The sequence below is a fragment of the Paenibacillus sp. FSL H7-0943 genome (assembly GCF_037963265.1).
Classification (GTDB): Bacteria; Bacillota; Bacilli; order Paenibacillales; family Paenibacillaceae; genus Paenibacillus_AQ; species Paenibacillus_AQ odorifer.
On record NZ_CP150148.1, the window covers coordinates 3222424 to 3241276 of the forward strand.

The window sequence follows — 18853 nt, forward strand, 5'->3', positions numbered from 1 at the left end:
CACATAATAAGGATTATCTTGGAATGAGATGTGTATTTATGCTACGATATCAGCTAGTATGAAACAGAATGTAGTACGAATAGGTCTGGAACAGGGGGAATAGGAGTGACGTTGCAGCAGCTCCGCTACGCTATCGAAATTGCAAATAGTGGCTCCATGAATGAGGCGGCAAAGAAACTCTTTGTTTCTCAACCGAGCCTGTCCAACGCTATTAAAGAGCTTGAAAATGAACTTGGGATTACCATCTTTGAAAGGACGAACCGTGGAATCAGCATTTCTGTAGAAGGAATGGAATTTCTCGGATATGCCCGTCAAATCATTGAACAAACAGAGCTTATGGAGAATCGTTATACTGGGAAAAAGCGTAGCCCAATCTATTTTTCCATTTCGACTCAGCATTATGCTTTTGTGGTAGATGCTTTTGTGAGTCTCATGAAGCAAAGTGATGTCTCAGAGTACAACTTCAGCTTGAGAGAGACGCAAACCTACGACATCATCGAAGATGTGCGTACTCTCCGTAGCGATTTGGGGATTCTTTATATTAACGAGAGCAACTATAAGCATATGAATAAGCTGTTCAGTGACGGTAATCTGAAATTCACGCCACTCTTTAATACTGACCCACATCTTTATGTTAGAACTGGACATCCGCTTGCCCAGAAGGAAAGGATCTCGCAGGACGATATTTTACCTTTTCCGTATATTACTTTTGAACAGGGTGAGAACAATTCACTTCACTTCTCGGAGGAAATGTTAAGTTTTTCTCAGATTGAGAAGAATATTAAAGTGAATGACCGGGCAACCTTGACCAATTTATTAATGGGCACGGACGGTTATACAGTGGGTACAGGAATCATGGCATCCGATCTGAACGGTAATGGACTGAAGACGATTCCATTTGAGAGTAATGAAGTATTTACGGTTGGTTGGATTGCGCATAAAGATCGAAGACCTAGTGTGATGGCATCCAAGTATATAGAAATCTTAAATGACTTGGTTTCCGGAAGTTATTTTGATCTAAATCATTTTTTACTATAGCTGTAGGAGGATCGGTATGATTAGACCCGTAACTGGCACCCAGAGAAATGCTCCACCCTTTCGCTATGATATCGTCGGCAGCTTCTTGCGTACGGAAGAGATTAAAGCAGCCCGCCTCCAATATGAGAATGGTGAAATTACAGGTAGTGAGCTTAATGAAATAGAGAATATTGAGATTGCTAAACTACTGGAATTAGAAAAGGAAGTAGGATTATTAGCAGTAACAGATGGTGAGTTTCGCCGTTCCTGGTGGCATCTTGATTTCTTTGTCGGAATTAAAGGAACTGAAAAGATTAACTTAAACCAAGGGAATGGAAGAGCCGAAACGGTTCAGCGTGCAGAATCATTCCGAATTGTGGACCGGATTTCCTTTGAAGATCATCCCATGCTACAGCAATTTATAAAGCTCAAGGAAATGGCGGGAGACCGGTTACCCAAAATGACGATCCCTTCACCTGCCCTATTTCACTTTGTGGAGGAGTTTAATGGAAATGAAGTTTACCCTGATAAGGAAACTCTATTTCAAGATATCATCGCGGTTTACCAAACTGCGATTCAAGCCTTTTACGATGCAGGCTGCCGTTATCTTCAGTTAGACGACACAACTTGGGGAACGCTGAGCAGTGGCCGACATCGCGCCCATTTACGAAGTAGAGGTACAGATCCCGATCAGTTAGCAAAGGATTACGTTAGGCTGATCAATGAGAGTATTGCGAATCGTCCGCATGATATGACCATTGCGCTGCACGTTTGCCGAGGTAATTTTCGCTCCACTTGGTTCGCTGCTGGCGGTTATGAGCCTGTTGCCGAGGTGCTTTTTTCCAATACCAAAGTTGATGCCTTTTTCTTGGAATATGATAATGAACGAGCTGGCGATTTCGAGCCCTTACGATTTATTAAAGACCAATTTGTAGTGTTGGGATTAGTAACAACTAAACATGGGGGTCTGGAGAGTAAAGAGCAGCTTAAGGCAAGAATCGAAGAAGCCGCGCAATATGTAGATATTGAGAAGCTGTGCCTAAGCCCTCAGTGTGGATTTGCTTCTACGGAGGAAGGAAATATTCTAACTGAAGAAGAGCAGTGGGATAAAATACGCCTTGTGATCGAAACCGCCCGAGAGGTCTGGTTATAATTAAATAAGCTAATTTGGTGGCCTGCTATAGCGTAAGCTTATGGTAGGCCATAGTTTTTAGGAGTTACCCTGTCCTGATTGTACAGTGCTATAGTGAATTCAACAGAAAAGCACAGACAATGAAGGAGGACGAACCCCTATGAGTACCATCCAAAAAGGAAAACAAAGAACTGAAGTGCCATTCAGAGTAGATATCGTTGGCAGCTTCTTACGTCCGGAAACGATTAAGAGAGCTCGTGTCCAATATCAAAATAATGAAATCTCCGCTGATGAATTGCGCAAGGTAGAAGATACAGAGATTGCCAGAGTTGTGAAAAAACAAAAAGCGGTTGGATTAAAAGGTGTAACGGATGGAGAGTTCCGCCGCTCCTGGTGGCATTTAGATTTTATGTGGGGCCTTGAAGGGGTAACAAAGAAAGTCAGCCCAGTGGGCTACCTGTTTAATGGTGTAGAGACCAGAGCGGAAACTGCAGAATTATCCGGTAAAATCCGTGGGACTAACCATCCAATGATCGCTGACTACAGACAATTGGTTAGCATAGCGGGAAATGATGTAGTAGCGCGCCAAACGATTCCTTCGCCAGCGCAGTTCCTTGCTGAACTTCAGCGCAACCAAAAGACTACTGTAGCTGTTTACGACAACCAGGATGAATTAGTGGCTGATATTGCTGCAGCTTATCGTGAAGTTATTCGCGATTTCTACGAGGCAGGTTGCCGTAATCTGCAATTGGACGACTGCACTTGGGGGATGCTCTGTGATAAAGGGTATTGGGAAGCCCGTCAAAAAGAGGGTGTAGATGTTAACGAAATCGCTAAGTTATACGCATTTGTAAATAACGAAGCGATAAAAGATCATCCAGCAGATATGGTTATCACGATGCATGTATGCCGTGGGAACTACGCGTCCACTTGGGCAGCATCCGGCGGATACGAGCCTATCGCAGAAGTGTTATTTGGAACGGTGGATGTAGATGGTTTCTACCTGGAGTTCGATACGGATCGGGCCGGAGACTTTGCACCCCTTAGATTTATTAAAGATCAACAAGTAGTTTTAGGTTTGTTCAGTTCGAAGTCAGGTGAGCTTGAGAATAAAGAAGAAATCATTGGACGGATTAAAGAAGCTTCGCAATATGTGGATATTAATCAGTTGTGCCTGAGCCCACAATGTGGTTTTGCCTCTACGGAAGAAGGAAACCATCTGACAGATCAACAGCAATGGAATAAACTGCAGTTTATTAAAGAGATTGCAGATGAAATTTGGCAGTAATCTATAAAAAATTAGCAGGCTCCTGATCGAATCAGGGGCTTTTTCTATCTGTATTGTGACAGCTTAGAGGATTAACCTACTACTGCACTTTACTAGAGCTATCGAAGAAGGGTATAATAAGTAACAATTGTTTTTAATTCATGTTGAAAGAGAGCGGGAACAATATGGGTCGTAAGTGGAATAATATTAAAGAAAAGAAAGCTTCCAAAGACGCAAACACAAGTCGTGTTTATGCAAAGTTTGGTGTTGAGATTTATGTAGCAGCAAAGAAGGGTGAACCCGATCCAGAAGCGAACCGGGCCCTGAAAGTTGTATTAGAACGTGCAAAAACTTACAATGTACCAAAAGCGATCATTGACCGTGCGCTTGATAAGGCTAAAGGTAGCGCTGAAGAAAATTATGAAGAGCTTCGTTATGAAGGATTTGGACCTAGCGGTTCAATGATCATCGTTGATGCGCTCACAAATAACGTTAATCGGACAGCTCCATTGATCCGTTCAACCTTCAGTAAGAATGGCGGAAATATGGGTGTCAGCGGATCAGTAGCTTACATGTTTGACTCTACGGCCGTTATAGGTGTGGAAGGTAAAACTGCTGATGAAGTAATTGAAATGATGTTTGATGCAGAACTTGATGTACGCGATGTGCTGGAAGAGGATGATGCAGTTATTGTTTATGCAGAGCCTGATCAGTTCAATGCAGTGCAAGAAGTATTCAAGAATGCAGGCATCACTGAATTTACTGTTGCTGAGTTAAACATGCTTCCACAAAACTATGTGGCACTCCCAGAAGATGCTCAAGCTCAATTCGAGAAATTGATTGATGCTTTGGAAGACCTGGAAGATGTTCAACAAGTGTATCATAACGTAGATTCAGAAGAAGAATAATTTAAGTTTTATAAAGGGCGATGGAGTTCGCCGTAACTGTCTCTCTGAGACTAATGACTCCTACCAGTGTGAGCTTCCCTGGTAGGAGTCTGTTTTATTGTTGAGACTAATTTATTTTGTCCTTAGGAGCTGTCGAGATGAATCCATGGTCTACCCGATGGTTTGAAATCACTAAGAAGCGAAGTTATTTTGCTCTTTGGAGTACATTTATCAAATGGATTGTGCTCGGCAGTGTAGTTGGTATTTTATCCGGCACCGCCTCTGCTTTTTTTCTAAAAAGCTTGGATTACGTAACAGATGTACGTTTAGAGCATCCAGGGCTACTTTATTTGTTGCCTCTTGGGGGAGTATTTGTTAGTTTCCTATATATGCGTTACGGAAAAAACAGCGCTAAAGGAAATAACCTTATTATAGAACAAATTCAGGACGGCCAAGAGACTATACCTTTGCGAATGGCTCCATTGGTGTTGTTCGGAACATTAGTAACCCACTTGTTTGGTGGATCCGCTGGGCGTGAAGGGACAGCTGTTCAAATGGGCGGAAGCCTTGCGGAATGGTTCGGAAAGCTGATTAAAATCAGTCCTCTGGATCGTAAGATACTGTTAATGTGCGGGATCAGTGCAGGCTTTGGTTCTATTTTCGGAACACCGCTGGCTGGAACCTTATTTGGTCTAGAGGTAGTAACCATTGGACTTATTAGCCAACAGGCATTACTTCCATGTTTTGTGGCTAGCTTTGTTGGTGATCTGGTCACCACTCGATTGTGGGGCGTTCATCATACACACTATGTAGTGAATGAATTTCCAGCCTTAAGTTTAATGATTATTCTAAAAGTGGTATTGGCCTCTGTAATTTTTGGTCTCGTGAGTATGCTTTTCAGTGAACTGACTCATTTTCTAAAAAGAACCTTCACCGCCAGGATAAGCAATCCAATGATAAAAGGTGCAGTAGGTGGATTAATTATCATTGTCTTAGTATTCCTTGTAGGGTCTCGTGATTACTTAGGCCTCGGAATTCCATTAATCAAGGATTCTTTTGAGGGAGATATCTCACCGTTCGCTTTTTTATGGAAGCTGATCTTTACTGCCTTTACCTTAGGATCAGGATTTCAGGGTGGTGAGGTTACTCCGTTATTTGTGATTGGTGCCACACTAGGCAATGCTTTGGCTGAAATATTACATGTGTATGGACCCTTTTTAGGTGCCCTCGGTTTTATTGCTGTCTTCTGTGGAGCTACTAGCACGCCTATCGCTTGCTTCTTAATGGGGATCGAGCTGTTTGGTTCGGAAGGAGCCATATACATGTTTATCGCTTGTGTGGTGAGTTATTTATTCTCCGGACATAGTAGTATTTATACTTCACAGCTTATCGGTGTATCGAAGAGCCAGTTCATTACAATTCCTCAAGGAACTAGGATCGGTACGGTCAAACGCCCCCGCAAAAAATAAGAGGACCTCTCGGATGATGGTTGACAAGTGCGGTTACACGATTTAAAATGTAGCCAAACGAAGGGATGGTTCAACATGATTCATGTGGAAACTGAAAAATTATATACCAGAAGCTGCTCCGAACAATCGGATACAAACGATGAAACGTTGTCCGGAGCTTAATCAAAAAGCGAATCGCTTTTTATATCATCGAAAGATAGCTAGGTCATTTTAGTGTGATTATTCATGCTTATTTGATTACGCCATCTTCCGATGTTAATGATTAAGAGGCTGTAGACAATTTTCGTCTACAGCCTTTTGTGTTTATAATGTTCAGTTTCCAAACTGACAATTATCTATTTGTGCCGTCTATTCGTGCACTAATAAGCAGAAGGCTTGCGCCCAAGGGCGCGGTGTCTTCTGCTTTTTTTTGTGCTTAAAAACAATTATAGAAAAGAGGAAAGCAAATGAGTTTACTTGAGGTTTCTAATGTATCACATGCTTTTGGTGATAAAGTGCTGTATAAACAGGTTTCTTTGGAAGTCTACAAAGGGGAGCATGTAGGTGTAGTGGGTCAGAATGGAACAGGGAAAAGCACATTGATTGGTATTCTGACAGGCGAGGTGATTCCTGATGGTGGAACGATTAAATGGCAGCCCAATATCAAAATAGGTCATCTTGATCAATACGCGGTTATTGATGGGTCAGGTACCGTTCAAAGTTATTTAAGGAGAGCGTTCACTGAATTATACGAAATGGAAGAAAAGATGAATGCACTTTATGCGGAATGTGCTGTTACTGGCAATGAAGTGCTTTTGCAGAAGGCAGCAGACCTTCAGGAACGACTTGAGGCGCTCGACTATTATTCTATCGAGAGCAATATCAGTAAAGTGGTTACGGGGCTAGGATTAAATGCAATGGGGATGGACCGTCCTATTGATCAGCTTAGTGGGGGGCAGCGAACCAAAGTTATATTGGCAAAGCTGTTGCTTGAACAACCTGATGTGTTATTGCTCGACGAGCCCACCAATTATCTCGACACCACGCATATTAACTGGCTTGCTGAATATCTGATAGCGTTCGATCAAGCCTTCATTGTGGTCTCTCATAACTACACTTTTCTCGATAAAATATCAACAAGCATTTGCGATATTGAAGGGGAAACGATTAAAAAATATCATGGCAAATATGCTGATTTTTTGAGACAGAAGGAGCATTTTCGAGAAAGCCATATCCGGCAGTACCATGCACAGCAGAAAAAAATTGAAGCCACTGAGCAATATATCCGGAAAAATGGTGCTGGTGTTAATTCTAGAATCGCCCGTGGCCGTCAGAAGCAGCTGGATCGTATGGAGAGAATCGAAGCACCGACGTTTGTCACTAAAGCATCTATCCGTTTTCAAGAGCTTCCTGTTAATGCACAAGTTGCGCTTAGAGTAGACCATCTTGTGGTTGGATACGATAAGCCGCTGCTGCCAAAATTAACATTTTCCATTCGAGGAGGACAAAAGATAGTCATAGCAGGCTTTAACGGCATCGGAAAATCAACATTTCTGAAAACATTAGTTGGTCAAATCCCCAGTGTTGACGGGGCATTCCGCTTTGCGGAACAAGTCTCTATTGGTTACTACGAGCAAAATTTAATTTGGGAAAACGATAACATGACACCTATTGAAATCGTCTCATCGTTTTATCTAAAATTGACTATTAAGGAAATACGTCGTCATCTAGCATTATGTGTTGTAAAAGATAGTCACGTTACACAGCCTATCCGTACACTCAGCGGTGGCGAACAATCCAAAGTTAAGCTGTGTCTTTTATTGCTTACAGCATGCAATTTCTTAATCTTAGATGAGCCCACTAATCACTTAGATGCCGAAACAAAAGATGCTTTACAGAATGCTTTAATCCAATTTAAAGGTACAGTGATTCTGGTTTCTCATGAGGAGCAATTTTATCAAGGGTGGGTGGATCGTGTAATCAATATTGTGGATGAAAATAGAAATAGAGAACTAAAGTATAGCCATAGATAAGGTTACCTAGTAACATGAAGCTGTTCCAAATTAATACAATCATCTTTAAATGGCTTCCTGGTTTAAGTGAATATTAAGGAGGGCTCCAATCAGACATGTACATTAATAAATCTTCGTTAGCTCAGTTTGCTCAGGGCAATAAGACCTCAGATGTGACCATGGATAGATATCTTACACAATATTTAGATCTTTACGATAAGGTAGAACCACACGTGCGTGCTTTTGTGCCAGAGGAGAACCGAGCAGATAGAATAAAAAATGAAGTGGCTAGGGTAAGAGAGAAGTATTCGGAATTTCCTAAACCATCGCTATATGGAATACCTGTTGGAATCAAAGATTTAATTCACTTAGACGGGTTGCCTACCTGTGCAGGGTCGAACCTTCCCCCACAAGCTTTGACGAAGTCTGAGGGCAGTTTTATTCAAAAGCTTCGGCAAAAAGGGGTTTGGTTCACCGGCAAAACAGTGACGGAGGAATTTGCTTATGCCGGACCTATCACAACCCGCAATCCTCATCAGCTGGATCATACGCCTGGCGGCTCTAGTGCAGGCTCTGCTGCTGCGGTTGCCGCGGGTATCTGTCCATTTGCGATAGGTACACAAACCTTGCGTTCTGTTATGGCACCTGCTTCATTTTGCGGAGTGGTCGGCTTTAAACCTAGTTATGGGCGTATCCCTATAGATGGTGTCCAATTGATGTCGCCATCTTTTGATACGTTTGGATTTTTCACTCAGGATATGGAGGGTATGGACTTTCTCGCCGCGGAGCTAGTAACAGAATGGAAACCATTTAATGAAGCTCGTAAACCTGTGCTAGGGATACCCGAAGGTGTATACATGACATTATTGGAGGATGACACCAAGATAACCTTTCAGAAGCAGCTTAAGAAGCTTGAGGAAGCAGGGTTCAGCATAAAAACAGTTGCGATGCCGTGGGAAGATAGCTTTATCTACGGAGATGCCATGGTGCGGTTTGTTCACGGAGAAATGGCGCAAGTCCATCATTCACTATTTGATATTTATAAAGATCTTTATGAGGATACCGTACGGCAGGCTATTTTATCTGGACGAACCATCACTGAGGAAGAACTGGAAGGATATCGTAGCGGACAAATCAAGCTCAGAAATGATCTTTTAGATGTGCAGAAGTCACAGGGGATTGATTTGTGGATTTCGCCAGCTCAGGCAGGAACAGCTCCGCTGTGGGGTTCACGAACCGGATGGACCGGAATGACGGCCATTTGGTCATATGCTGGAGCGCCTGCGGTGAGTATTCCAGCTGCCTCTATAAATAACATGCCATTAGGATTTCAATGTATCGGGGCATATGGCAGGGATGAAGAGTTAATTTATTGGAGTAAAGTGGTTTCTTTAGCGCTTCAGTGATTCTATGGCTTTAGAAATGGATCAATTGTTGTATTTTGTTCTAAAACGTAATCGGTAGATTACACAGTAGGTCTTCGTTTTATTTGAAGATCTACTTTTTTTTGTATAAAGTGAGAGTTTTTTTAATAGGGATCGTCTATATAGTATCGTGCTTCAAGGAGGCTTCAAGGTGAAGGGACATGTACCGAAAGTTGAAAAAGAGGATGAGAGGCTATGGATCCAAAATGTTCTCGATGGACATAAAGAAGACTATTCGTATCTTGTAAATCGATATAAGAATAAAATTTATGGGCTTTTGCGAGGAATGGGAGCCAATCATCAAGATGCACAAGACATAACGCAGGAGACTTTTATTAAAGCTTACCGCAAGCTGGCCTCACATGATTTGGATAAGAATTTTGCGGCGTGGCTATATGCTATCGCGACTAATTTACTGAAGGATTTGTGGAAAAAAGACCGACCGACAGCGAGTTTGCCGGAAGACAATGCCGAACATTCTCTTTCGGATAATCCAGAAGAAGAATTAATGCGATCGGAGCATCGCACAGAGCTGCTTCACCTGATGCAGAAGCTCCCGTCTAATTATCGTACGGCTTTACTGCTTCGTTATACCAATGATTTAAGCTATGAAGAAATGTGTATGGTTCTAGATGTTCCATTAAGCAAGATTCAAAATGATTTATACCGGGCTAAACAGCGTTTGAAGCAGCTAATTACACTCCAGGAGGTGAAGACCGATGAGGTGCTTAAATTCCTATGAGATCGAAGAATATATTTTAAGCAAATCTATCTTTCGAGATCAAGCCGTAGCTGAACATATGGCAACTTGTACGCATTGTAATATGATCTACGAAGCAGAGCTTGAAGAACAAGCTGAATGGTCGCAGGCTATGTATGAAGAGCGCTTACCAGATTCATTTACTGCTCAAGTAATGGCTTCTTTGGAACAAGTAGAGCTAGAGGAATTCACTCCAACACAAAGGAATCGCAAGCATCCGAAGCGCAATAAGTTGCTGAGATTATTTATGGGTGCGGCGTTGTTACTGGTTGTGCTAAGTGCCGTGATCTTATATTCCGTTCCTACACTGGCAGAGACTTTACGTTCTCTTTTTGTAAAAAACAACATGGACATTGGCCTTCTACGGGCACAAGAATTTGGGTTGGTAGAGCATCCTAATATTAAGGTGAAGGATAAGGGCTACACAATCAAAATAGATGAAGCAGTGGCAGATCCTACACGGGTAATTGTTGCGTTACAGTTGTTTGGACCAGATGGAAAGCATGATAAAAAGCGGTTGGCCCTTAATGATGGGAACAGTATTGCGATTAAGGATGATCAAGGGAAGGTTGTTGGGGAGTTATACGATATAGGATTTACCAGTGACTTTTACTATTTGATCGCTAATTTCACTGAACCTCTGCAAACTGATCGAATTACGGTCGAAGGTCATATTACTGAATTGGGAAGTGAACGCAAGAACATCCCTACTCTTAAAGGCGATTGGAATTTCAATTTTTCTATGGATATGACAGAAGCGAATAAACAAACAACCTCCATGCCACTAACGGGTATCTACACCTCCCCGGACGGTTTAACTGTGACCTTGAAAAAATTAACTCATATGGTGCAAGGTGTTCGTTTTGAGTTTGATACGCAATTGAGTGAAGAGGCATTGACCCGTTCTCCTGGCGAACTATGGAAGCAACAGGGATTGAAATTCCATTTTGAGGATACAGCAGGCGAAGAGATTCACAGTGTTAATGCTAGAAAGTTTCCTAATAAGAATAGCGTGATGTCCTACTCTAACCTTCCCGGGGCAACAAAGGGACTTATGCACTGGAGCTATACGTTTAAATATTTACCTCAGGATACGCCTTATACTTTCGTATTGGATGGATATTTCATCCCAGAGAAGGATGGTTCTAGTGTGCAATTTGAACCTGCCAAGTTGAAAGAACAGCCGATTCCCTTTGCATTTGACGGGGATGAACTGATGTTAAATGATTTTACAGTGGAGTCATCTCCCGATAACAATGTATCAGCGAAGGAAGGTGTATTACATTTTAGAGGAAGATTGAGAAATGAGTTTTTAAATAGTGAATGGATATTTAAGACACTAGATGGCAAGGAGTACAAACTCACTGAACAAGGAGCTTTTACTACTAAAGGGGTAGGATGGAAAGATGGTTATATTGAATTTATCGAGTCTCAGTCAAATAATCAAAAGAAATATTTCCAATTCCGTGCCGAAGGCCTTACACAAATTCCCGAGCAGCTTCAATTAGTACGCACGATAAACAATCGAATGTATACTAATGTAGACTGGTCCGTTCCTATCATGGAAGCTAGCAAAAAAGAGTAAATATAGTTATTTGGTTTCCGGATTGTACAAGCAAATAAGGGGGAATAAGCATCTCATATACTATCACAATCGAAAAGAGGTGGTAGTTTATGACTGCTGCAGAGAAGAGAAAAATTCAAAGAGCTTTGAACGCATTGCGTAAGCAAAGAGTGATTCTGAAAGAAAGTCTTAAAAGAATTGAAGCCATTCTTTGCAGGTTGCCTATTGGCAGTCGTGAAAGATTTGAATTGTTAGCAGTAAGAGACTCAATAGTAGAGGCGCTTCGACTAAATGCAATTGCCATTAGAAATTTAAAAGATGCTACTTGTTCTTGTTAATTACCCTTATACCAGTTCTACGCAGTTTTTGCGTGGAGCTGGTTTTTTTGAAATAATAAGATTCAAACTATCCGTTATGATACTATAAACTTAATATGTCGATAACGTAAAAAAGAGAGGAAACCATTTATGACCAACAAACTATACTACAATTCTACATACCAGACTGATTGGCAAACCCGTGTGACTGAAACCATAGAACGAGAAGATGGTCTTTATGTTCTTTTAGAGGAGACGGCTTTTTATCCGCATGGTGGTGGACAACCCTGTGATCTTGGAGCTATTCAGGGAATCCCTGTGCTTGATGTAATCAGTGAGGAAGAGCTTGTACTGCATAAGCTGGAACGTTTACCTAATGAGGAATCGGTAACTTGTCAGATCGATTGGAATAGAAGATTTGACCATATGCAGCAGCATAGTGGCCAGCATTTGCTCTCAGCGGTTTGTCTAGAAAAATATAACTTTATGACCTTAAGCTTTCATTTAGGTGAGGACTATTGCACTATTGATATAGAAGTGCCAGAACTGTCTGCTGATCAACTGTACTCCATAGAGAGAGAAGTTAATCGGCAGATTTACTTAAATCACAATATTCTCAGCTATTTCGTAACAGGGGAAGAGGCTTCACAGCTTAAATTGGTTAAACAGCCAAAAGTGACAGAGAACATCCGGATTGTTGAGATCAAAGATGTTGAATACAACGCTTGTGGGGGGACACATGTGTCCTCAACGGGTGAAATTGGAATGATTAAGCTTTTGAAAGCTGAGAAAATAAAAGCGAACACGCGGATTTATTTTAAATGTGGATATCGTGCTTTAGAGGAATTTAATACTAGTCAGCAAATCCTTGGTACACTATCTTCCAAATTCAACACAGGCAAAGATGAGATTATTGATCGAATTGAAAAATGGGAAAATGAACAAAAGCTGCTGCAAGCTGAAATTTACCTGCTTAAAGAAAAAAATGACGACTATGTTGTGCAAGAGCTTTTAAATGAGCAAGCGGGAAAGATGATCGCACAAGTATTTGAGGGTAAATCTCTAAAAGATCTACAGAGCTTAGCTAATAAGCTGACTTCGAAATGTGATCTTCCTGTATTATTAGCTACTTCTGCGGAGAATAAGGTTGTTTTTGCGCAGAACGGGAGCACGGAGATTTCCTGTGGAGCTTTTTTCAAAGCTCATCTTGGCAGCTATAATGGTAAAGGCGGGGGCAGCGATAAACTGGCGCAAGCAGGATTCCCAACTTGGGAGGATGCTTTGGCATTTTATGAGTTTGCTAGAGGGTGAGAAGAAACTTTTTCCATTATCTTCCGTCTAATTACATATGATTATAATGTCGAAGGAGACGGATAGATATGAATAAATGGAAGGTAACGCTAGGGATCTTTGCTGTTTTGATTTTAAGTACTGGATATGGATCGGTATCTGCGCAAGCAGACAAGCAAATTCAATTTAACTATAAAGAAATTGGAATCAGCAGTAAACAAGTGATCGCGGAGAATACAACTTTTGTACCCTTGAAATCACTCGCAGATGCTATGGGTTATACGTTATCGTGGGATCAAAAATCCAAAATGGCCAAGCTGGTACGTCCAGAGCGTGAAGTCATCTTCACCGCGGGTGCTGCAACGTCAAAAGTGAACGGGGCAGCGATGGCATTAACAAAATCTCCTCGTATCATAAAAGGTTCGTTGTACTTGCCATTGGTCTCTGCAGTCAGTGTACTTGGGGGTAAAACCGCGCTCAATAAAACGGATGGGGTTATCCAAATCGTAGATGAACCTAGATTTGTTGCTGCTTCTGTAGAAGGTAGATCCTATTGGATATCTCAAAAAAACGCTAATTTATATTACCGGGCTACGGCAGCCGGGAAACCAGTAATTATTGGCCAACTACCCCTTAAGGAGTCAGCTTACAATCATGGATTTGAGATTAAAAAACTTGGAAATGGCACGGACTTACTCCAGTTAACGGACAATCACTATGCAATGTTTAATGATTTCAGCAACAGCTATCAGGTACTAGTTCAAGCAGGTACAATAATTAAGCAAATGGATTATCATTATATGATCTCTGCTTATCCTCATGCGCCTCAAGTGCCCTCCACTCAGGTGTATATGACCGATGGGAAGAACGTTCAGTATATTACTAAGGATGGCGGTTTGGGCAAGTTGTTTGAGATGGAGAAATTAACCGGGGCAACCGGTGATTTCATAGTGGAGTACGCCGCAGAGGATGTGGCACTTGTTCGCTTATTAGATACAACACAATTATATATTGTCTACAGCAGTACAGGAGAAATCGTCAATCTCAGTGAACAACTGATTACTAGTGAGGATCGTAAAGAATGGGATAAAGTAAATGATGGCAGAGATCAATACATTCTGAGCAGAATGTTAGGGATGAAAAGCCGTAAGGGGAATGTGCTGACATTCACCTATACGCCAATCCTTGAGGAAAAAGCAAAAACAGTGACATATACACTTCTAGCGAAATAATTCGGAATCACATCAATATAATTAGTACAAAAAAGGAGCGATGTTGAACATCGCTCTTTTTTATGTATTTATGATTATTTCGTTGTCATCATACTTCCACCCTTAATCTGAACGGGTTGATCATTTATAGATACCCAAACATCTATGGCAGAATTGTTGCGGATAATCGTTTTGTCGGCACTTAATTTCAGTGAAGACAGGGCAGTGACATAATCATAAATCTCAATATTAGTAGCGTACCAAATATCTGAATGTCCACCTGCTTGTTGGCAAAAAGTTTCGATTAGCTCCCAATTGTTCTGTTGTGCGAACTCATAGCTATGGCCCCAAACATAACAGAGTCTTAGTTTCTGGGAGGGTCCTTCCATTGTGAATCGCTCCCAAACCTGATGCAGATCTTCAATATGGTGGCAGGTTGGATGCCATTCCATGAAATTAAGAGGCATATCAAATTGTTTAGTAGAGTGAACAGTGCGGCTGTATTCAATTCCAACGGACTGAAGTGGTGCAATTATCTCCTGAGAGTATGTACCGTAGGGGTAGGACATGCCTCGCACTGGATAATCCACCAGCTTTTCCAATCGTTTACGGTCTTCGAACAGCTCTTCAATTACCATCGGTAAAGGAAGACGCTCTAGATGTGGGTGAGTAACGGAATGGGCGGACACTTCATGATTCCTGAGCGAATGCTTAACATCAGCGGGCGATAAGAACCCAGGTGCATTGATCATTGCACTATTTAAATGGAAGGTCCCTTTGATTCCATAATGATCAAAAATACCAGCCAAGCGGATATCGTGTTTCTGGCCGTCATCATAGCTCATAGTGAGCGCCTTAGATAATCCGCCTGGGAATAAGTTGAATTGAAGTTTCATGAATTCACACTCCTATAATTTGGTAAGCTCGAAATTACTTCTTCCAATTATAAACAATTAACGTTATAATCAGATTCCACGTTTGAAAAGGAAAGAGTTTTCAGTGAAAAATATACACTTAAGGAGAGATGCTATCTGCCTGACTTTCTCTACGTTGTAAAACTACTCTATGTAAAAGACAAAAGAAACTCACTTTTATATTTTATCACTAACCTGCTGAGCCCACCAATTCTATTTGCAGAGCTGTTCATAACGAAATATGTGGTTGACCTCATTCAGAACTTCACGACTAACGCCTACCTACATATCTTACTATTGGTAAGTTCACTGATGTTAATTTTATATCTGGCTGGCATCAATGGTTCTCTTCGAGCCATTTCTGTAACCAATTTAACGGCAACTAGTATTTATGAACTGGAACATAGTATTTTGGCTAAGACCTCTAAATTATCGACGGCTTTATTGGAAGATCCCGCAACAAAAACGATTAGAGAAAAAGCAAAAAGGCTTTCCCTGATCGATTTGTTAGATCAATGGACCGGGGTGACAATCCACTTTATAACATTGATCGCACTAATCGTAGTCCTATCCTGTTATGGCTTTTATATCCTGGCAATGTTCATTTTAGTAGTACAAATTCTGCAGCTTTACCTCATCAGATGGATGTCTCGGAAAGTAGAGGCCATTTCAGCGAATCAAACCTCCTCTGTACGAATGATTAATTATATCGTTGATTTGCTGGTTAGTAGAAATACCCTCCCGGAAGTAAGAATGTACGGAATGTCCTCCTACTTGGTTACCACAATGAAAGAGATCTTTAATGGGAATTTCAAACAAATGCACCGAAAAGTTATTTTATCTGAGACCTTAAGCTTCTCCCAAAGTATAACTATGACTTTATTAAACGGGCTTACGATTGCTATTTTAGCAATTACGCTTGGAGGTAGCGGGCAGAGCGCCGGACTTTTCGTATTATTACTTCAGATATCTAGTCAATTATTTATTGTCATTCCTGCACTAACAAGGATGTATTCTGATCTGACCAAAAGTCGCGTGCGCTTCAATGAGTATAGTGCGTATTTGGAACTTGAAGAGCAAGTTCAAAGAGATCCGGAAGATTCCATAAGGAATACCGATGCGATGCAGATCATAATTCAGCAGTTGAATTATCGTTATGCAACCAATGCACAGGACACGCTTAAAAATATAAACATGACCCTCAAACCTGGTGAACGAGTTGCTTTTGTAGGTGAGAATGGTTCAGGAAAATCCACGCTCATCAAGCTGATAGCAGGGTTATATCATCCAACAGCGGGAAACATCCAGTGGTTTAATGGAGAGCAGGAAGTTCTGGCTCATAACGTCACAAAGGGTGTGAGAGTTGTTTTTCAGGATTTCACTAAATTACATAGACCAATTCGAGAAAACATAGCCATGGGGAATATTGCTGCCATGTATGACGATTCAAGATTATTAGCTGCGATGAGAAAAGCAGAAGCCGATTCTTATGGTGTTGCGTTGGACACTTTAGTAGGTCCACAGTTTGGGGGGATCGATCTGTCTGGTGGACAATGGCAAAGACTTGCGATTGCACGTGCTTACCTCAACAACGGCTCGCTTACGATTTTTGATGAACCTACTGCAGCCCTTGATCCTTACGCGGAACAGCAGGCGTTTGAAACCTTTATGAAATTAGGAGAGCAGCAGACCTCCATTATTGTGACACATCGGCTATATATGTCCAAATTCGTTGATAGAATTTTTCTGTTTGAGCATGGAGAAATCGTTGAAAGTGGAACACATGAAGAATTAATGAAGTTGGATGGTAAGTACAGGGGAATGTTTAACCGCCAGTCCTCTTTATATGGCTGAGAAAGGAGAGATTCTGCTGAGAAGAGACCTTAAGAATATTTTAACGATACTGGCACGGATGATTGGAAAAAGTCCAGCAATCTCAACAATAACGATCATAGTTCCTGTAATCAGTGGATTATTAACTTTTTACTCGTATTCTGTTCAAGTTCATATCATTAATGCAGTAGCTGCTGGTGCGATAACCTTTCTTCCGATTCTATGGTTTGTTTTAATTCATGGGGTACAAGCCTGTTCAGTGAGTATAACCAACATAATGAAAAGTCGAATGAATGCGGAACTAACTCTCGCTTTCCAATCCGAGCTGATAGATATTGCAAACCAAGTTGACTTTGAGGATTTTGATGATGAAGAGTTTGGGGACAAGCTGCAAAGAGCTAAAACAATAGTTGGAGAAGATTTAGAGGGAATTACTGGTTTTTTGGTGTCCAGTGTAGGGAATGTCTCAGGACTTATAAGTATCATCTGGTTATCGGCTACAAGTGGATATTTTTTTGTCACACTGGTGGTGGGTTTAATGATCGTATCTACTTTATCTTTTCGAATGTTTACAGAGATTAAAGTTAGAAGAACAGGGCGAGAGCTTACTTTTGACGGAAGAATGGGAGATTATCTAGCTGTAACTTTGGAAGATCCTAATGCGATTAGGGAAATGCGAATCTATAACTCTATCTCCTATTTTACGGATCTCTGGGCAAAGCTTATGAAAAAGCAGCATGATAAAAGGTATAGTGCCAGGAAATTCGAGATCAAAACAGGGATGATTGTGGCTATGGTTCAGACGAGTGCTATTTTTATCGTATTGGTCTATCTGTTAAGTAAAATGGGGGAGTCAAATACAGTTACTGTGGGGACAATCTCAGTATTATTTCTGGCTTTGTTAACTTGTGGTGGTAAAATCATGAGTTTGACTTGGCCGCTAAGCAAGCTTTACATCAGCAGCAGTAAATTATATGACTTAAATGAAGTGCTTACCTATAAAAATAGAGATTTCCGAAAAAATAATATCAATAACAGCTCTGAAGCTATGCTTCCTATTACCGTTTCAAATGTCTATTTTAAATACGCCAAATCCAGTAAGTCTGTTTTATCTAACATCAATATGGTCATAAAGCCCGGTGAGAAAATAGCCATCGTTGGAGAAAATGGAGCAGGAAAGTCTACCTTGATCAAATTGTTATTAGGGCAGTACACTGCTAGTTCTGGATCTATTTACTGGAAAGACAGTCCAGAACCTCAAGGTAAAGTATCCGTCGTGTACCAGCATTCTATTAAATTCGAAATGACACTAAGAGAAAACATCCTGTTGGGTGATGCCAAATCTTCGGCGGACGATGTGAAAATACTAAGTATTCTGGAAAAATGTGAGCTGATGGATTTGTTTTACGAATTAGGGGGACTAGATGTAAGGTTAGGTCAAATGCTTGAAGGAAGCAGGCAGCTATCAGGCGGACAGTGGCAAAAGCTGGCGATAGCGCGTGCGTTATATAATGATGCGGATCTTATAGTGTTTGACGAACCTACTTCTGCGATTGATCCGAATGCTGAGATGCAGATCTATACACAATTATTAGATATCTGCCAAGATAAAGCTGCCATCTTCATTTCACATAGACTGGGCTGGGCGAAAAATGTTGATACGATCTATGTTATTGATAATGGAAGTATAGCTGAAGTGGGGCAGCATCAAGACTTAATAAATAATAAAGGGATTTATGCAGATATGTACGTTTTACAATCATCTTGGTATAACTAA

The 18853-nt window shown here is 41.1% G+C and carries 15 protein-coding genes and 1 riboswitch; of the genes, 14 read left to right on the forward strand and 1 reads right to left on the reverse strand.

Features of this window, described 5'->3' with window-relative positions:
- Positions 1–105 precede the first annotated feature (105 nt).
- The 12 genes from NSQ55_RS14150 (at position 106) to NSQ55_RS14205 (ending at position 14350) form a co-directional block, all read left to right on the forward strand.
- Positions 106–1038 carry a LysR family transcriptional regulator gene (locus NSQ55_RS14150; protein ID WP_076105621.1) on the forward strand — a complete coding sequence of 311 codons (933 nt, stop codon included), beginning with the start codon at positions 106–108 and terminating at the stop codon, positions 1036–1038.
- A 16-nt stretch (positions 1039–1054) separates the two neighbouring features.
- Positions 1055–2170 carry a 5-methyltetrahydropteroyltriglutamate--homocysteine S-methyltransferase gene (locus NSQ55_RS14155; protein ID WP_339174088.1) on the forward strand — a complete coding sequence of 372 codons (1116 nt, stop codon included), beginning with the start codon at positions 1055–1057 and terminating at the stop codon, positions 2168–2170.
- A 139-nt stretch (positions 2171–2309) separates the two neighbouring features.
- Positions 2310–3437, forward strand: a complete 1128-nt coding sequence (locus NSQ55_RS14160) for a 5-methyltetrahydropteroyltriglutamate--homocysteine S-methyltransferase (protein ID WP_339174091.1) — start codon at positions 2310–2312, stop codon at positions 3435–3437.
- A 164-nt stretch (positions 3438–3601) separates the two neighbouring features.
- Entirely contained in the window at positions 3602–4324 is a 723-nt protein-coding gene (locus NSQ55_RS14165; RefSeq protein ID WP_036678376.1) for a YebC/PmpR family DNA-binding transcriptional regulator, read from the forward strand.
- A 7-nt stretch (positions 4325–4331) separates the two neighbouring features.
- Positions 4332–4394, forward strand: a riboswitch (Fluoride riboswitch).
- Between the two features lie 67 nt (positions 4395–4461).
- Positions 4462–5772: a voltage-gated chloride channel family protein gene (locus NSQ55_RS14170; RefSeq protein ID WP_339174094.1), complete on the forward strand. Its 1311-nt coding sequence runs from the start codon at positions 4462–4464 to the stop codon at positions 5770–5772.
- Positions 5773–6218: 446 nt separating this feature from the next.
- Positions 6219–7784 carry an ABC-F family ATP-binding cassette domain-containing protein gene (locus tag NSQ55_RS14175; protein WP_339174097.1) on the forward strand — a complete coding sequence of 522 codons (1566 nt, stop codon included), beginning with the start codon at positions 6219–6221 and terminating at the stop codon, positions 7782–7784.
- Between the two features lie 95 nt (positions 7785–7879).
- The gene (locus NSQ55_RS14180; RefSeq protein WP_339174100.1) at positions 7880–9169 is read left to right on the forward strand and encodes an amidase; all 1290 of its coding nucleotides are present in this window, start codon (positions 7880–7882) and stop codon (positions 9167–9169) included.
- A 169-nt stretch (positions 9170–9338) separates the two neighbouring features.
- Complete coding sequence (locus tag NSQ55_RS14185; RefSeq protein ID WP_339174102.1) at positions 9339–9929, forward strand: sigma-70 family RNA polymerase sigma factor; 591 nt, start codon at positions 9339–9341, stop codon at positions 9927–9929.
- Complete coding sequence (locus NSQ55_RS14190) at positions 9907–11532, forward strand: DUF4179 domain-containing protein (RefSeq protein ID WP_339174104.1); 1626 nt, start codon at positions 9907–9909, stop codon at positions 11530–11532. The genes NSQ55_RS14185 and NSQ55_RS14190 overlap by 23 nt, the downstream gene beginning before the upstream one ends.
- 89 nt (positions 11533–11621) lie before the next feature.
- On the forward strand, positions 11622–11849 hold the full coding sequence (locus NSQ55_RS14195) for a hypothetical protein (protein WP_036678084.1): 228 nt from the start codon (positions 11622–11624) through the stop codon (positions 11847–11849).
- Between the two features lie 129 nt (positions 11850–11978).
- Entirely contained in the window at positions 11979–13139 is a 1161-nt protein-coding gene (locus NSQ55_RS14200) for a DHHA1 domain-containing protein (protein WP_339174108.1), read from the forward strand.
- Between the two features lie 68 nt (positions 13140–13207).
- On the forward strand, positions 13208–14350 hold the full coding sequence (locus NSQ55_RS14205) for a copper amine oxidase N-terminal domain-containing protein (protein ID WP_076302022.1): 1143 nt from the start codon (positions 13208–13210) through the stop codon (positions 14348–14350).
- 74 nt (positions 14351–14424) lie between these two features.
- On the opposite strand, the gene NSQ55_RS14210 is transcribed toward NSQ55_RS14205, so the two are convergent.
- The gene (locus NSQ55_RS14210; RefSeq protein ID WP_339174110.1) at positions 14425–15225 is read right to left on the reverse strand and encodes a polysaccharide deacetylase family protein; all 801 of its coding nucleotides are present in this window, start codon (positions 15223–15225) and stop codon (positions 14425–14427) included.
- Positions 15226–15555: 330 nt separating this feature from the next.
- Between NSQ55_RS14210 and NSQ55_RS14215 the strand changes: the two genes are divergently transcribed.
- Both NSQ55_RS14215 and NSQ55_RS14220 read left to right on the forward strand, forming a co-directional pair.
- Positions 15556–17097, forward strand: a complete 1542-nt coding sequence (locus NSQ55_RS14215; protein WP_339174113.1) for an ABC transporter ATP-binding protein — start codon at positions 15556–15558, stop codon at positions 17095–17097.
- Entirely contained in the window at positions 17090–18853 is a 1764-nt protein-coding gene (locus NSQ55_RS14220; protein WP_339174115.1) for an ABC transporter ATP-binding protein, read from the forward strand. The genes NSQ55_RS14215 and NSQ55_RS14220 overlap by 8 nt, the downstream gene beginning before the upstream one ends.

What these genes read in the sequence shown, in the direction of transcription:
- NSQ55_RS14155 (WP_339174088.1), top strand. Translation starts at nt 1,055, where the DNA reads ATGATTAGACCCGTAACTGGCACCCAGAGAAATGCTCCACCCTTTCGC.
- NSQ55_RS14160 (WP_339174091.1), top strand. Translation starts at nt 2,310, where the DNA reads ATGAGTACCATCCAAAAAGGAAAACAAAGAACTGAAGTGCCATTCAGA.
- NSQ55_RS14165 (WP_036678376.1), top strand. Translation starts at nt 3,602, where the DNA reads ATGGGTCGTAAGTGGAATAATATTAAAGAAAAGAAAGCTTCCAAAGAC.
- NSQ55_RS14170 (WP_339174094.1), top strand. Translation starts at nt 4,462, where the DNA reads ATGAATCCATGGTCTACCCGATGGTTTGAAATCACTAAGAAGCGAAGT.
- NSQ55_RS14175 (WP_339174097.1), top strand. Translation starts at nt 6,219, where the DNA reads ATGAGTTTACTTGAGGTTTCTAATGTATCACATGCTTTTGGTGATAAA.
- NSQ55_RS14180 (WP_339174100.1), top strand. Translation starts at nt 7,880, where the DNA reads ATGTACATTAATAAATCTTCGTTAGCTCAGTTTGCTCAGGGCAATAAG.
- NSQ55_RS14190 (WP_339174104.1), top strand. Translation starts at nt 9,907, where the DNA reads ATGAGGTGCTTAAATTCCTATGAGATCGAAGAATATATTTTAAGCAAA.
- NSQ55_RS14195 (WP_036678084.1), top strand. Translation starts at nt 11,622, where the DNA reads ATGACTGCTGCAGAGAAGAGAAAAATTCAAAGAGCTTTGAACGCATTG.
- NSQ55_RS14200 (WP_339174108.1), top strand. Translation starts at nt 11,979, where the DNA reads ATGACCAACAAACTATACTACAATTCTACATACCAGACTGATTGGCAA.
- NSQ55_RS14205 (WP_076302022.1), top strand. Translation starts at nt 13,208, where the DNA reads ATGAATAAATGGAAGGTAACGCTAGGGATCTTTGCTGTTTTGATTTTA.
- NSQ55_RS14210 (WP_339174110.1), bottom strand. Translation starts at nt 15,225, where the DNA reads ATGAAACTTCAATTCAACTTATTCCCAGGCGGATTATCTAAGGCGCTC.
- NSQ55_RS14215 (WP_339174113.1), top strand. Translation starts at nt 15,556, where the DNA reads ATGTTAATTTTATATCTGGCTGGCATCAATGGTTCTCTTCGAGCCATT.
- NSQ55_RS14220 (WP_339174115.1), top strand. Translation starts at nt 17,090, where the DNA reads ATGGCTGAGAAAGGAGAGATTCTGCTGAGAAGAGACCTTAAGAATATT.